Raw genomic sequence first — 14,309 nt, forward strand, 5'->3', positions numbered from 1 at the left:
CCGCCGCACATCGCCCGTCATCCCGTACCGCCCTCGTGTTCGATCGGTTCGTCGCCGTCGCTGCCTGCCTGCTCGCCTTCGTCCTGGTCCGCGTGCCCGGGTCTGGCTGTCGGGTAGAGCGTGCGGGCGGTAAGGCCGTCACCAAGCCGGGCTGCGGGGACCGGCCGGGACTCGGCCTTTGCGGCCCGTCGGCGGCGCAGCCGGTCGGCGATGATCGCGTCTGCGGCCTCACGCCTCGGCGCGGGCCGTGCGGCAGGTGCCGCCGCTGGCCGGTCGGCGGCGGCCGCGCGGGCCCGGGCGAGCTCGCGGGCCCGGGCCGCGGCCCGCTTCCGCGCCTCTGGGCGGCCGGGCCAGCCTGCTACCGGGGTGACCTCGGCCAGCAGGTCCAGCAAGACGGGCAGCAGCTCGGCGTCCGTGCGAGGGCGAAGCCCGGATCGGGCGGCCTCCTTGAGGACCTCGCCGATCCGGGCTTCTCCGAAGGCGGGCACCGTACCCTCGGGCGGCAGGCCGTTCCACGGTAGGGGGTGCCAGGTGCCGTCGGGTTCGATGAACACCTGGCGGCAGTCCCGCGGGTCGCGGCGCACCGCCCACTTCCCGGCGTGCCGGCCGCCGCGCGGTGCCGGAACACCGCGGCACGGGTCGAGGGCGGGGCTGTGGGCGCCGTACCAGAGGCCGCCGACCTTCACGCCGCGCCGGGCATCGGCCTTCACGAAGTGCACCGGCAGCAGTTCGTAGTACAGCTCCGGTGGCGGGATCTCGAGTGCGATGCCGTCACGGGCCGCGGCAGCGGCGAAGAGGGTGTTCGGGCTATGCCGGCCCGAGGGGTCCCAGGCGGGCGCGTGCTGGTCCAGGCGGCGGTTCTGCCACACCGCGACGATCCACGAGGCGAGCAGGTGCTCCATCTCCGCCACCGTCCAGGACGCATCCGCTTCCGGGTTGGCGCCGCGGTCGGCGACGTCGATGCCGCGCCAGCCCGGCACGAGTTCCAGCAACAGCGACTGGATCGCGGCGAACGCCCGCTCGCACGCGGCCTTGTCCGTCGGCCGCATCGCCCGAGCCGGCAGCACGTCCACCCCCAGCCTGCGGGCGACCTCAACCAGGTGATGGCTTTTGAAGGCGGCGCCGTGGTCGACGGTGATGGCTTCGGGGGTGAAGAACGGCAGCCCTGCCACTGGGCCTCCCGCCAGGTCCGCCACCAGCGTCGCGGGCACCCCGGGGTAGGGCCAGGCCATGGCCTCGCCCCAGCCCAGGCGCATCGGCAGGGGCGAGAGCACGTCCCGCAGCAGCATCGCCACCTCGATCGACGACTCGGCCACCGGCGTCAGCCGGAACGCGACGATCGAGTGCGTGTAGGCGTCCAGCGCGATCGTCAGGTGCACGGTGATCGGGGTACCGAAGACGTCGTCGAGGACTTTCACCGGCAACGGCGTCGAATCCAGCACCACTACCTGTCCCGGCCGCGACGCGACCACCGGCGCCCCGGTCGGCGCTGGGACCGCAGCCGCTGACCGTACGTACCGCTGCCGGGCGCCACCGAGCCCGAACCACTCCCGCCACACCCGCGCCAGCGTCGTCCGGTGAGGCACCCGCACCTCCCGGTCCGGGAACACCTCCCGCACGTACTGGTGGATCAGCCGCTCCCGAGAGGCCATGCTGATCCGCGAGCGGCGCAGGCACTGCTCGTGCACCACACGGATCGCCTCCTCCACCTCTGGGCCCACCGATCGTCGGCCCCGCGGCGCTTCGCCCCGGCGGCCGTCGATCAACCCGGCTGGTCCCAGCTCGCGGTAGGCCGCCGCCATCCGACCCAGGGTTCGCTCGCCCACTCCCGGCCAGCCCAGCTGCCTGACCTCCTCCGTGCTCAGGGCGCCGAGCTCGACGGCCTTCACCCGGCGCCGTTCGGTCAAGGTCGTCGTCGGGTCGTAGGCAGCACGCGGCTCATCCGGCCGGGCCCAGTACCGGGCTGCCGCTGCGAAATCCGGTCTCCACCTCCAGCGAGTGCTCCAGCCGCAGCCGAAGCCTCTCCCGCTCGCCCTCGGACAGGTCATCCAGTCCGAAGCGCTGCCCGGTCACCGTCCGGCCCCGACGGGATGGACCCAGGAGGCATCGTTCAGCGGGTGATCGAGATCCACGGCCAGGCGCCGGTGCCAGATCAGGTGGAGCAGATGCGTACGGGTCACCGCAAGGATTCCCGTGCTCGCCGCGAGTGACCGCAGCCGCATCGGCCCCGCCTTCACAGCAGCCAGCAACTGGTCCTGTAAGCCGAGCGGGTCCTGCATCGGACGGTGCCAGCGGGCCAGCGCCTCAAGCCCCGGCATGGCCCGTGGGTGCCAACCCGCCACCAGCAGGTACGACCAACCGGCCGCCGAGGCCGCCCGGGCGGTCGCCGCGAACTTCACCGCGTCCGCTCGCTCACCCCGACCGCCAGGCCGTACGTCCGCCACCAGCACGCCGTCGTCGTGGAACACCGCGAAGTCCGGCACATGCTCCATCCGGCGGCCAGTCACCGTGAACCGCATCGTGAACGGCTGGGAGAGCACCTCCCGGGTCCCCGGCACAAAGTCGAGAGCCAGGAGAAGCCGCCGCTCCGGCTCTCGAACCCGTGGAGCCGTCCGGTCGAGGTGCTGTAGCCCAACCCGAGCCGATGTCGCTGGCCAGGACGCCACGAGAACCGCCGGACCGGCACCGTCGCCACCGGCGGCGGGCCCAGAGTGTGCGCCGTCACGGGAAACACCACCACGGTGCCAGCCGCCGACCATCCCATCGTCCAGCTCCGTAGCGACGAGGCAGCGACCTCCTCCTCGATCCCCGGAGTACTCACACACGGGGTGACGAGGTCATGCGGCCCGGCCAGGTGCGACCACACGGCTCCAGGCACAGCAGGTTCGATTCACAGCCAGCTCTCCACGTCACCAGCGCACCACGTTGGTGAGACAGGGAACGAAGAAGCGGCGAAACCGCCCAGGTCACCCTCAACGAGAGCTACCCTGCCCGCCAACTCAGATGCACAGCACGACAAGTCCAGTGCTCATTGGACAGATCTAGTGCCCAGTCACAGCTGGCTGGTCACATTCCCACTTCGGTGTAACCGGCTCGCATCGTTCGATTTGAGTTCGATATCTGGGAGGGAGGAGTTCCAGCCATATAACTGTTTGGTGATGGGAGGTGAGCATGAGCACGGCGTTCACCTCCAACTGGAGATCCGACGGGTTCCCAGAGCTTGTACGGCAGTCTGTTGTTGCTGTTCATGCTGGTCGGAGGGCTGCGGGCGAGATCCACTCGATCGTGTGAGGTTCTGCTGATTTCTCGCGGATTCCAGGAGTCCTGAGCGTAATTTGCTGCCTCGTGGCAGATTCAGGGAGTCGCCGCTTCTCGTTGATCACAGGCGAGGGCGGAGTGGGCGCGATGGAGCGTCCGAGTGGGGCGGAGCCGGGGCTGGCCGACGTCCTGACGCTGCAGCGCCGGGCCTTCGAGTCGTCGACAGAGGCGGACGAACGGGCCCTCTACCAGGACACACTGGCCGAGTACTGCTGGGCGAGGGATGTCGCGGGGCTGTCGGCGAAGACGCTGGACAGCTTGGTCCAGCCGGTGGTGGAGCTCTGCTCGTTCTACGGCGTGGTGCCCTGGCGGCTCACGTCGAGGCAGGTTGACCAGTACTTCTCCGGGGTGGGGAAGCCGGGACGTCACACCACGGTGCGGTCGAAGATGAACCGGATCGACGGCTACTTCGCCTTCCTCGAGCAGCGGTACGCCGGCGAGATCCTGCGGCGGTTCGGAGCCGGAGTTCAGTCCCCGGTCGATTCCTTCAACCGGCCCGAACACCGCGGTGACTTCGGGCTGCGGATCCCTCCGTCGGCACGGGCGGCGAAGGAGTTCTTCGCCGCCTGGCGGGATGCCTTGCCGGCCTCGAGGAAGTATCCGGTGGCCGTCCGGAACTACGTGATGTCGAAGATCACCTACATCTCGGGGGTGCGGGCGGCCGAGCTCTGTGCGGTCCGGCTGGGGGACGTGAACTGGGAGAACGGCCAGTGGGGCCGGTTCCTGGTGTTCGGGAAGGGCGCCAATGGGTCGGGCCCGCGCGAGCGCGAGGCATACCTCTTCGAGGAGGGCCGGGCTCTACTGTGGTGGTACGTGGAGGAGATCCGGGGGGAGTTTCGCGATGATGCGAGTGATCCGCACGCGCCGCTGTTCCCTTCCGAGCGGTTGCCGAAGTCGATCGCCTCGCTGAATCTGCCGATCGCGCCGGCGGTGGGCCCGGACACCTTCCGGCGTGCCCTGAAGGCGGCTTCGAAGGAGTATCTGAAGGGTTCGATCACCGAGCTCTTCCCGCATCTGCTGCGGCACGCCTGCGCGACCCACAACTATGAAGCGGGCATGCCGTTGTGGGACGTGCAGGTCCTGCTGGGCCACATCTGGGCAACCACCACGGTCGGCTATCTGGCGACCGCGAAGGGCGATCCGGAGCGGCAGAGTCTGGAGTCCTCCCGGCGAGCGGTTCGCCGGCTGAGCTTGGAGTCGTGAAGCGATGAAGTGGAACCTGCGCTGGGTCGCTGCCCGGCGTGACATCTGGCGGCCGACGCAATTGCAGGCCGTGTTCGCCGAGGTCGGGTTCCACCCGTCCTTGAGCAAAGTTGCGGCTTTGTGGTCGAACAAGCCGATCACCGTCCGCCTGGACGATCTGGACAAGATCTGCACCGCACTGGGCTGCACGGTCGCGGACCTGATGGAGGCCGAGCCGGTGGCCTCGGCGGCCGGCCGGGAGCCCGGCGAGATCCAGACCGCCAGCGGCGACGTGGGCCCTGCTCGGCCGGTTCCACGGCCGGCCAGTGGCTGCCAGCGGCGTACCCTGCCCCCAAATTAGAAGGGAATTGAATATGGCAGGGCGGCCGAAGCCGGTGGTGGTGGGGGAATGCGGCTATTGCGCGAACTGGGGAGCCCTCTCCGTCCACAGGTTGTGCGTGTTCTGCACCCGGTCGCGATCCTGGGCCCGGATGGCCTCCTACGGGCGGCGGGAGGGTGTCTGCCGCCGGTGCGGCTGGCCGCAGCCGGTCGCGGTGGACGGGACCTGCCGGGGGTGCCTCCTGGCCGTGAGGCTGGGTGAGGACGAGCAGTGGATGTGGGCGGAGATCCGCCGGGAGTATCTGCCGCCCGGGCGGCCGCGGCAGCTAGCGGTGGTGGTGCCGGACGTGAAGTTGCCATCTGCCAACCCGCTCAGGGCCCACGACCGGCCGACGACTCGGGAGCCCGTTCCCGAGTGGGTGCGGAAGCTGTCCCCGCCGCAGTTCCACGATGATCCTCTTCTGTTCCCGAGGCAGGTGGACGGACAGCTCGGCCTGTTCCCGCCGCCGCGGCGGACGCTGGCCATCGCCGACGCGGGCCGCATCCGCGACCGGCCGATCCCACAACTTGATCTGGTGGAAAGCCAGTTGGCGGGCATCGCGCGCGAGCGGAAAGTCAGCGGAGCATGGGTGAACCTGACCCGGTCGCTCGCGCGTCTGGCGTTGGCGGCTCGTGAGCCGGGGCAGCGACAGGTGCTTCCCCAGGCGTTGGATGACCTGCCCTCGATGTCTCCCACGATCGCGGAGGCTCTGCGGCGGGCGGGACTGCTGGCCGATGACCGCTCCAGGGTGGTGCCGGGCAGCGGAGTCGTCCACGGCAGCTGCACACGTTGTCTGGCCTGGGCGAACGACAGGCGGAAGGTCTGCTTGGCCTGCAAGCAGTTCGCCCGGTTCCACCCCGGATCCGGTGAGTGCGAACGCTGCCGGAGCGTCCAGCCGCTGGCCGAGGGCCTCTGCAGGTTCTGCACCGTGCTGCAGGCACAGACGGCCACCGACATCGACGGCATCGCTCTCGAGGGGGGTGACCAGCTGTGGTTCGGCGCCGGATTCGCCCCCAAGCTGCGGACGACGGACACCCGCTACCCGCCCAGGACCCGGCGCAAGGGCCGCTTCGTCGCAAAAAGGAGGCTGGTCAAGGCCGCCGCAAGGGCAGCTCGCCCCATCTCCGACCACCTTGTCGATCAGGCCCAGACCGCACTGTTCGAGGCCCCGGCCCGGGACTGGACCAGGATGGACGAGAGTGATCTGCCCGCTCCGGCACCCGAGACCGAGGCCGTCATGGCCGAGTTCGCCCGCTACATCCGCTCCTGCGGCTGGAACCCCGATCACCAGCACAGCAGCACCCGCACCCTGCGGATCCTTGTGTCCTGGCTCGGGGTCCAGGCTCCGATCCGGGAAATCGACATCCAGGCGGTCGCTCTCCTCAGCAGCAACCACACCGACGCCCGCGTCACCGACTTCCTCCGGCGCCGCGAACTCCTCATCGCCGAGGAGAAGATCAGCGCAGACCTCCTGCGGGCCCGGGACATCGCGGCCGGCCTGCCGGATCCGTACGCCGCGTCCGTCAAAACCTGGATCGACGTGCTGACGGGGCAGGGAAGTAAGCCCAGCAGGCCCATCGCCCCGACAACCATCTACAACTACGTCTCCATCGCCGCCCCGATCCTGCGGGACCTCTCCACTCAGGGCATCAACGACCCGAGACAGGTCACCAAAGAGATCATCGAAGAGGTACTCAAGCCCCTGACCAGGCCACATGCCCGCTCAGTGCACACCGGCCTGCGATCACTGTTCCGGGCACTGCGACGCGAGGGGCTCATCTTCCGGGATCCCGCGCGGACCATCCGCCTCTCGATCGCCCGCCATGCGCCGGTTCCCCTGCCCACCGACCGGCTCAAGGGCATCCTCGAGAATGCCCCCGACGTCCGCAGCCGGCTGGTCATCGCGCTCGTCGCCATCCACGCCCTCATGCCGAGTGAGATCACCGGCCTGCACCTGGACGACCTCGACCGGACCCAAGGCCGCCTGCGAATCCGCCGCAAGAGCCGCCCGGACCACCTCGTCTACCTGGACGAGATGACCCTCGAGCTGGCCAGAAGCTGGACCGCGGAACGGTTCCGGCGCTGGCCCCGCACACCCAACCCCCACCTGTTCATCAACCGGGAGACCGCCGTCAACGGAGACGCCCCGGTCAGCAGGATGATCTTCCGAACCTCGTTGAGGGGAACCGGCCTGCAGGCGGGGAAACTCCGCCAGGACCGGATCCTCGACGAAGCGCACGACGGAGCCGACCCGGTCCGCCTGATGCGGGTCTTCGGCCTCTCGGCCATCACCGCGATGAAGTACGTGGCGGCCGCCCACCCCGCCAGCGTCCGGCCTGACCCCATAGCCCCATGAGAGGGGCACCTGGCCCCGACCGACTGCTGGCCGAGACCAGGGCCCATCGTCACCAGCCGTTGACCACCCCCAACGCCGTGATCACGACCCCGATCGCACCCACGATGACGCCCGCGCTCGTCCACCGGCGCATCGACGTAGGTCGCGTGGGCACCCGCCAGAGGGATACTGGAAACCTCGGGCGCCCCACCCGAGGTGGGCGCCGGCGACGGTAACTCAAGTGGATGCGCCTGTCGGCGCAAAGTTGGGACGGCCATGACGCATCACCACGTACAGGATCAGTCGAAGCCAGCGCATAGCGATCCGGCAGAGGAGATGACCTCCCCAACGGAGTCCGATGTGGCCATGCTCGCGGCAGCGATGCGCAGAACGGCGAAGCAACTGGTGGACGCTCGTTCGGGCAATCCGCAGTTTGCGGAGGAGATGAACGACCTCTTCGTCCAGGCGGAGAAGCAAGCCAGGGATCTGAAACTTCCCGAAGTCGTCGAGGCTCTCCGGGCTGATTCCTAAACGGTGGTCGCGATAGCTGGTTCACCGAAGTAATGCGCGGTGCCGCCCCTTAGTGAAGGCTGACCTCTTAGAGAATTCTTCGCCCCCACCGAAATACGGGGAGCGGCAGCGGATGCAAGAATAGTTCCGTCATCAGAACCTCACGGGTAGGGATGACGAGATGTGCGAATCTCCGGTGCCTCAAGATTTTGGTCTCCTGACCCCCGCAGAGGTAGAGCAACTGCCGCCGAGTTCTGAATCGGATGCCTTGAAGGTAATGCTGGAGTGGGTCACCGATTTCGTCGCGAAGCCCGATGTCCGACGTGATCCCTCGAAACCAAATGACCACTCTGCGGTTTGCCCCTTCATGCCAAACTCTCTCAACAAGGGGCTTACTTGGTTGGGATTGCCAAAGGGGCCTGTACTCAGTCCAGATGATGTGATTAGGGTCGTCGAGAGCTACAGAGCCCCTTTCAAGGCGCTTGAACCAACCTCCGGATATGAAGCGAAATACAAGACGATAATTATCGTCTTCCCAATGGTATCCTCGACCGCAGCTCCAGAGTTTATTGACGGCGTCCATGCAAGAGTGGCTGGCAGCTACAGGTCGGACGGACTAATGCTGGGAGAGTTCCATAAAGGGAATCAGAAGCGCGGAAGTCACAATGAAGAATTCTTCGGGCTACAGAGTCCAGTCCCGGCTATAGCGATCAGATTTATGGTGGGGCTAGATCATCTGTTTCTCCTCAGAGAAACTGGCGACCCCATGAGGGACCTGGAGAACTATGAGGCGTACTCCACGTCGATGACGTCGATGGATCCTCCTCCCCCCGAAGCAATCCAACGGATGGCCGGCATTCTCCTGGAACAGCAGCGGGTCATGGTGAGGATGACACAGGACGTTCCGCCAGACGCGGAACTTCGGTAGGGCGTCACCCTTTGGTCGGCGCACCACATCTCGGCGTTCGCGCGGGTCCTGTCGACCGCCGCGGGAGCGCAGCCCAGGCGGCGCCCAGCGGGGCAGACCGCTTCAGGAAGGTGCGCCTGATAGTGCCCGGTGATCGGCCGGCACCTGGTCCGAGGCCGTGTGAGATTCCGGGAGCGATCGTTGTGACCCGGCTACCCGACCGTGCCCAGCTCTTTCGCCCTGCCTAAGCATCCGGCCCCCGCAGGGAATCAGCAGCGAACCCGAGCGGGGCTCAAGGTGATGAGGCAGAGTCACCCCCAAGTTCCCGGCCAGACTCCTCCAAGAATCGGCGAACCCGTCGGTTTCATGTGGCGAGCGGATACTCGGCCCGCTACGGCGCCTCCCATCCCCGTGACCTGGTCCGCAAAGCTGCCGAGCGCGGGATCGGTACGCTCGCGCCGACCGACCGCGACAATGTGACCGGCGCGGTGCACTTCGCGAAGGCGGCTACCGCCGCTGGCATCCGCCCCGTCTTCGGCGTCGACGTCGCAGTCGCCCCTCACGCCCCGGCCCGCCCCGGTTCCACGATCCGGCCCCGCACGCCGGTACGCGGTGGCGCGCACGTGGTGGAGCATCGGCTGCGGGTCACGCTGCTCGCGCGGAGCGCTGCGGAGTGGGCGCGGCTGTGCCGTCTGGTGTCCGCGGCGCACGCCGGTGCGGCGGGAGGCCCGCCGGTGGTGCCCTGGGAGACGCTCGGCCGGTACGCGGACGAGGACATGTTGGTTCTGCTGGGGCTGGTCTCGGAGCCGGTGCGTGCCCTGTCGGCGGGGCGGCCCGACCTGGCCGAGCGCCTGCTCACGCCGTGGCGTGACATGGCCGGCGCAAATCTGGGCTGGAGACGGTGTGCTGGGGTGTGCCCGGCATAGGGCCGGGCTCGCTGCGGCTGGCCGCCCGCACCCTCGGCCTCGCCGAAGGGGTCGCGGCGGCCGTGCGGTCCGGGGCGGCGTCGGTGGGGTGTGGGCGGCGGCGCAGCCGGGTTCGCCGTGCGGAGGCTGCTGTTGTCACCTTTCCGCGAGTGCCTCCGGTGATCGGTCTGGCGGACTGCCCGGTGCCGAACCGCCTTCGGGGCAACACCCCGCCGCTCCCGTTGCAGGTCGACTTACTGCAGTAGTTTCAGGGCTGCAGTCGCCAGTCTTTCCGCGGTGAGGTGTTGTTCGCCGGCCGGCAGGATGAGATGGCTGATGGTCATGCGGACGATAACGTCCGCGGCCATCTGCAGAGAATCTGTGTGCTGTTCTGGGTATCGCGTGGCCAGCCAGCCCTGGACGAGGGCTTGACCGGCATCGAAGATCGGGTCCGCTCGGGCGGTGAGGTAGGGCAGGAGGCTGTCGGAGCCCTTTCGGGCGGCTGTGACGACGGCCCTTATGAGGGGCTGATTGTCGGCCTCCTGAAGTACATACAGGATGGCCACCCGGAGGCAGGCGTGAGAATCGGGCACGCCGGGATAGAGGGCATCGGCCACACCCGCCAGAAACTGCTGGGTTTCACGGACTACCAGCGCACGGCCCAGGCCGGCGCGGTTGCCGAACTCCTTGTACACCGACGGGCGCGACACTTCGGCGCGGGCAGCGACGGCCAGGAGGCTGACCTGGTCCCAGCCGGCTTCGCACGTGAGGTCGCGAGCGGCGTCCAATACACGCTGCCTCATCTGTTTGCGCCAGGCAACGCGCGGGGGGTCGGGTACTGGCCCCCCTGTGAGTGTCGCCGCTTCGATCCGGTGCCTTGCCGCCGCCATAGTGGCCAGTCTGCCAGGGGCCGAAGCCCGTTCGGCGAACTGGGCTCGTGAGTGCGTGCCCGGCGGGCGCGCGGTGGTGCCGACCCTTGGAGAGGGGGCCGGGCCGGCACCACGTCGTGGCGCCCCAAGTGATCCGCAGAGATCAGGAGCGCTTGCGCCGCGCCGCGAAGAGGAGACCGCCGCCGAGGGCGAGGACCACAGCCGCGATGCCGAGCGGGAGTACCGGGTCGGAGCCGCCTGTTTCTGCGAGCGGACCGCTTCCGCTGTGAGGCTTCAACCCCGAGCCGCCATCGGTGCCTTCGCCGGTTTGCACGCCCGGTGAGGCGACGGGGTCACTTCCGGCGGACTGGCCGCTCCCGGCGGGGGCGTCCCCTTGCCGGCCGGGAGGGGAAGCGTCGGAGGCATTTCCCGGGACGCCGCTGCTCTTGGCGCCGAAGCCGTAGGCGCCCCGGTCGGGGGCGCCGCCGGCCCGGCGGGTTCCGGTGAAGTCGGTGGTGACGGCGGCGAACGGTGTACCCGAGCCGGCGGCGGGGGAGCCCTCGCTCAGCCGGAAGTCCGCGTCCGCCCCGGTGCCCGCCTTGGTGAGCTTCGGATCGGCGATGACATCGTTCGGGCCCTGGACCTCGGGAGCCTTGCCGCCGAAGTAGAGGTTGTAGTCGTAGGTGACGTCCACATTGCGGGACTTGCTGTTCGTCGCTTGCCCCGGCCGGCCGTACGCGATGTTGTTGAGCAGCCGCACGTCGGTACTGTCATGAGCGAAAATGTTGGCGTAGCTGTCCATGCGGGTGCTGCGCCCGTTCGCGTAGGCCGTGTTGTGGACGATATCGACGTGCTGGCTCTTGTACGAGTGGATGCCGGAGCCGCCGTTGTCGTACGAGAGGTTGTTGGCGACCAGAACGCGTCCGCTGTAGGCGGGGTGATCGGCGTCGCCCTTGAGGGTGTCGATGATGATGCCGTTGCCGTCGGAGTAGCAGCCGCACTTCTCCCACTTGATCTTGGTCTCGTTGTCATGGACGCGATTGCCGGTGACGCGGATCTTGTACGTCCCGGCGTCGCCGCCACCCACGTCACGCGGCGTCAGGACGGAGATGCCGCTGGTTGCGTACACCGCGTACCAGGAGGTCCCAAACACGTGGTTGCCGGAGATGGTCACGTGGTCGGAGTCGATGGCCGATATGCCGCCGCCGGCGCAACCGTGCACCTCGTTGCCGGTCACCTCGACGTGGTGCGACAGCGCACCCGTGGACCGGTCCTGTTCCACGGAGATGCAGTTCGTGTTGTAGGTGGGGTCGCCCTTCTTCGATTCCCGCTCCGCTCCGGCCAGTGTGAGGGCGGCGTTGTTGCCCTTGACCTCGAGGTTTTTGATGGAGATGTAGGAAGCGCCGTGGACGCTGATGCCGTTCCACGCCTTCACCGCATGGATCACCGGATGGTGGCCGGGATGAGCGGTGAAGGTAATGGGGGCTCCGGGGAGCCCGGAGCGCTTGATGGTCAGCACGTTCGACCCCTCCGAACGCTCGGAGTACGTGCCGTTCATGATCGAGACGGTGTCGCCCGGCTCGACGCTGTCCGCCGCCTTTTGGAGGGTCCGGAAGGGAGCTCGGGTGGACGTGCCCGAGTTGCTGTCGTTGCCGCTGGGGCTGACGAAGTACGTGCGGGCTGCCGCGTGTGCCGTACCGGCTCCTATGGTGGCGAGGCCGAGCGGGGCGGATGAAGTGAGCAGTGCTGCGGTCAGGGCGAGGGTGCTCGTGCGTTTCACTGTTGCCTGGTCTCCCAGTTTGTTCCTGGCGAAGCGGCTGGTGCCCTCCGTGGGCCGTAGCCGCGAACAGAGGGCACGCAAAGGAGGCATTTCGTCCGTATCGCCGCGCCGGGGCAAGGCGCCGGGCAGTGAAGCCCGGGGGCGTTGCGCTCCGAAGTCCGCTGTGAGGGGGGTGAGTTACTCGAGTGACAGTTCCAGACTCGAAAACTGAACGCAACCCTGGACTATGTGTAAACGTTCTGACAGTTCGTCATGTCATTGCTCTGTTTGGCTGACGCTGCGGAGGACCGCAGGGCGCCCCGCCTGCCTACGGGTCACAGCACCGCGGGTCGGAATCCGGGATGGGCTGGAAGCCATCAAGTTCACCGACCCGGTCGGGCTGGGCGGTGGCAGCCGGCAGGATCAGGCCGAGCGCGGCTCCCAGGCGCCCGGGGTGGTCGGGGCGAGCAGGACGGACTTGAAGACGATCGTGCCGACGGCCTCAGCGCAGAAAGTGGTTCAAGGGCGAGACTGGCCGGCGCGGCAAGGGGTTCGGCTCCTACGGCTCCTACGGCTCCTACGGCTCCTACGGCTTCTGCCGCGCGCACGCCGTCGCCTTCGCGGTTCCCGCCCTGCAGTTCGCCTGGCTCAAGCCCCACCACCCGGCCACCCTGTTACGCGGGTCTGCTGGAGCACGACCCCGGCATGCGGCCGCCGCGGGTCATCGTCTCCGACGCCCGCCGCCATCACGTGCCCGTCCTGCACATCGACATCCACCATTCCGCCGTCGACCACCGCATCGAGCAGACGCAGGGCGGGGTGTGGGGTGTGCGGCTCTCGATGTCGTCGGTGAAGGGGATCAGCGAGGACCAGGGCGCCCGGATCACGGCCAGCCTGCCCTGCAACAGGTTCCAGGACTTTCCGATTCCGCGGTGGCCGGGTGGGTCGGAGGGTCTTCCCGTACGGGGGCGATGTCCCGCATGGATCCCGGTCCTGCCGAGCGCCGAGCGCGTCCTGGACGCGGCGCCCGATGTCGATCCGGTCGATCACCTGCCGCCCTCTCTTCCTGCCATCCCGGGGCGGCAGATGCGTGCCACAAGACTGTCACCGGTGTGCCGTTCCCTCCGGGCTTCCGGGCGGCCGCGGCCACGGCTCGCCACGCATCGAGCGAGCGCGAGGCTCAAGCGCCGCTGCGGCGCCCTGATCCGACCTGCCGGACCGTCATGCATGTGTGCTTCAGAGGCGGGCAGGCGAAGGTGAGTCCAGATGGCGCTGGAGCACGACTCCTGAGCCGTCTTCCATGCCTCACAGGCGGGAACATGAGCGCGACAGACGACGAAACCCAGAAGACGTCCAAAAGACTTGACATCGCCACGGCGATACGCCTCGCCACCGAGCAGCTCTCGGAGCTCCTGCGGTGCGAACCCGGTTCCGTTTCAAAGGTGAAGGCCACCGAGGACGGGTGGACGACGGAGGTGGAGATCGTCGAGCTGGAGAAGGTTCCGGACACGATGAGCGTGATGGCCTCGTACCGCGTCGACCTCGACACCGAGGGCCGGCTCGTGGAGTACGAGCGCACACGGCGCTACGCCCGCGGCCAGATCGACCGCCGCTGAGGCGCCGGCGCCGGCCCTCCCCAGGAGGCAGCCAGGCGCCACAACGCTTCGTCAGACGCAAAACTGGAAGGAGTACACCGTGACACTCGTCCAACAGAGCAGTGCAACGAGCGGCGGAAGCGGCTCGGGAAATCTCTACGACGTACTGGAACTCATCCTCGACAGGGGCCTCGTGATCGACGCGTTCGTCCGCGTCTCCCTGGTCGGGATCGAGATCCTCAAGATCGATATCCGTGTCGTCGTCGCCAGCGTGGACACCTACCTCCGCTTCGCCGAGGCGTGCAACCGGCTCGACCTGGAATCCGGGCGGAAGGCACCCACGCAGCTCACCGACATCGTGGGCGAGATGACCGAGAACGGCGCGAAGGGAAAGTCGAAGGGCGCCCTGACCGGCGCCGTCGAGGCGATAACGGACTCCCTGCAGAGCAAGCGCGAGGAGCGCGCGGAGCCCGAGGAAGAGCCCCGTAAGCGGCCGGCGCGCAAGTCGACGTCCAGCCGCACGTCCGCCACCCGACGGGAGGAGTAACAG

The 14,309-nt window shown here is 68.2% G+C and carries 13 protein-coding genes and 1 pseudogene; 8 read left to right on the forward strand and 6 right to left on the reverse strand.

Annotation, left to right across the window (positions count from 1 at the left end):
- Nucleotides 1–17 precede the first annotated feature (17 nt).
- Genes ACZ4VT_RS15155 through ACZ4VT_RS15165 form a run of 3 tightly spaced genes read right to left on the reverse strand, consistent with a single transcriptional unit; the run spans nt 18 to nt 2,540 of the window.
- Nucleotides 18–1,907 (reverse strand): transposase, encoded by a 1,890-nt coding sequence (locus ACZ4VT_RS15155; RefSeq protein WP_467949714.1) that lies wholly within the window; start codon nt 1,905–1,907, stop codon nt 18–20.
- A 31-nt stretch (nt 1,908–1,938) separates the two neighbouring features.
- Nucleotides 1,939–2,073, reverse strand: a complete 135-nt coding sequence (locus tag ACZ4VT_RS15160) for a hypothetical protein (RefSeq protein ID WP_467949716.1) — start codon at nt 2,071–2,073, stop codon at nt 1,939–1,941.
- Nucleotides 2,070–2,540: a hypothetical protein gene (locus tag ACZ4VT_RS15165; RefSeq protein WP_467949717.1), complete on the reverse strand. Its 471-nt coding sequence runs from the start codon at nt 2,538–2,540 to the stop codon at nt 2,070–2,072. The genes ACZ4VT_RS15160 and ACZ4VT_RS15165 overlap by 4 nt, the downstream gene beginning before the upstream one ends.
- Nucleotides 2,541–3,405: 865 nt before the next feature.
- On the opposite strand from ACZ4VT_RS15165, the gene ACZ4VT_RS15170 reads away from it, so the two are divergent.
- The 6 genes and pseudogenes from ACZ4VT_RS15170 to ACZ4VT_RS15195 form a co-directional block, all read left to right on the forward strand.
- Nucleotides 3,406–4,521, forward strand: coding sequence for a tyrosine-type recombinase/integrase (locus tag ACZ4VT_RS15170; RefSeq protein ID WP_467949811.1), 1,116 nt, complete (start codon nt 3,406–3,408; stop codon nt 4,519–4,521).
- A gap of 4 nt (nt 4,522–4,525) precedes the next feature.
- A complete protein-coding gene (locus ACZ4VT_RS15175) occupies nt 4,526–4,861 on the forward strand; it encodes a helix-turn-helix domain-containing protein (protein ID WP_467949719.1) in 336 nt (111 codons plus the stop codon).
- Between the two features lie 226 nt (nt 4,862–5,087).
- Entirely contained in the window at nt 5,088–7,235 is a 2,148-nt protein-coding gene (locus ACZ4VT_RS15180; protein WP_467949721.1) for a tyrosine-type recombinase/integrase, read from the forward strand.
- A gap of 255 nt (nt 7,236–7,490) precedes the next feature.
- Nucleotides 7,491–7,745: a hypothetical protein gene (locus ACZ4VT_RS15185; RefSeq protein ID WP_467949722.1), complete on the forward strand. Its 255-nt coding sequence runs from the start codon at nt 7,491–7,493 to the stop codon at nt 7,743–7,745.
- Nucleotides 7,746–7,905: 160 nt separating this feature from the next.
- A complete protein-coding gene (locus tag ACZ4VT_RS15190) occupies nt 7,906–8,652 on the forward strand; it encodes a DUF6875 domain-containing protein (protein WP_467949724.1) in 747 nt (248 codons plus the stop codon).
- A 347-nt stretch (nt 8,653–8,999) separates the two neighbouring features.
- A pseudogene (locus ACZ4VT_RS15195) lies at nt 9,000–9,604 on the forward strand (PHP domain-containing protein); the annotation flags it as partial.
- A 186-nt stretch (nt 9,605–9,790) separates the two neighbouring features.
- On the opposite strand, the gene ACZ4VT_RS15200 reads toward ACZ4VT_RS15195, so the two are convergent.
- The 3 genes from ACZ4VT_RS15200 to ACZ4VT_RS15210 form a co-directional block, all read right to left on the reverse strand.
- The gene (locus tag ACZ4VT_RS15200; protein WP_467949726.1) at nt 9,791–10,339 is read right to left on the reverse strand and encodes a TetR/AcrR family transcriptional regulator; all 549 of its coding nucleotides are present in this window, start codon (nt 10,337–10,339) and stop codon (nt 9,791–9,793) included.
- 229 nt (nt 10,340–10,568) lie between these two features.
- Nucleotides 10,569–12,185 (reverse strand): right-handed parallel beta-helix repeat-containing protein, encoded by a 1,617-nt coding sequence (locus ACZ4VT_RS15205; RefSeq protein WP_467949727.1) that lies wholly within the window; start codon nt 12,183–12,185, stop codon nt 10,569–10,571.
- Nucleotides 12,186–12,910: 725 nt separating this feature from the next.
- Nucleotides 12,911–13,069, reverse strand: a complete 159-nt coding sequence (locus ACZ4VT_RS15210) for a hypothetical protein (RefSeq protein WP_467949729.1) — start codon at nt 13,067–13,069, stop codon at nt 12,911–12,913.
- Nucleotides 13,070–13,483: 414 nt separating this feature from the next.
- Between ACZ4VT_RS15210 and ACZ4VT_RS15215 the strand changes: the two genes are divergently transcribed.
- Both ACZ4VT_RS15215 and ACZ4VT_RS15220 read left to right on the forward strand, forming a co-directional pair.
- Nucleotides 13,484–13,780, forward strand: coding sequence for a gas vesicle protein GvpO (locus ACZ4VT_RS15215; protein WP_467949731.1), 297 nt, complete (start codon nt 13,484–13,486; stop codon nt 13,778–13,780).
- A gap of 79 nt (nt 13,781–13,859) precedes the next feature.
- Entirely contained in the window at nt 13,860–14,306 is a 447-nt protein-coding gene (locus tag ACZ4VT_RS15220; protein ID WP_467949733.1) for a gas vesicle structural protein GvpA, read from the forward strand.
- Nucleotides 14,307–14,309 lie beyond the last annotated feature (3 nt).

It is taken from the genome of Streptomyces sp. NPDC029164 (assembly GCF_055563995.1).

Excerpts from the sequence above, each read along its gene's own strand:
- ACZ4VT_RS15170 (WP_467949811.1), top strand. The coding sequence starts at position 3,406 with ATGGAGCGTCCGAGTGGGGCGGAGCCGGGGCTGGCCGACGTCCTGACG.
- ACZ4VT_RS15175 (WP_467949719.1), top strand. The coding sequence starts at position 4,526 with ATGAAGTGGAACCTGCGCTGGGTCGCTGCCCGGCGTGACATCTGGCGG.
- ACZ4VT_RS15185 (WP_467949722.1), top strand. The coding sequence starts at position 7,491 with ATGACGCATCACCACGTACAGGATCAGTCGAAGCCAGCGCATAGCGAT.
- ACZ4VT_RS15190 (WP_467949724.1), top strand. The coding sequence starts at position 7,906 with ATGTGCGAATCTCCGGTGCCTCAAGATTTTGGTCTCCTGACCCCCGCA.
- ACZ4VT_RS15200 (WP_467949726.1), bottom strand. The coding sequence starts at position 10,339 with ATGAGGCAGCGTGTATTGGACGCCGCTCGCGACCTCACGTGCGAAGCC.
- ACZ4VT_RS15215 (WP_467949731.1), top strand. The coding sequence starts at position 13,484 with ATGAGCGCGACAGACGACGAAACCCAGAAGACGTCCAAAAGACTTGAC.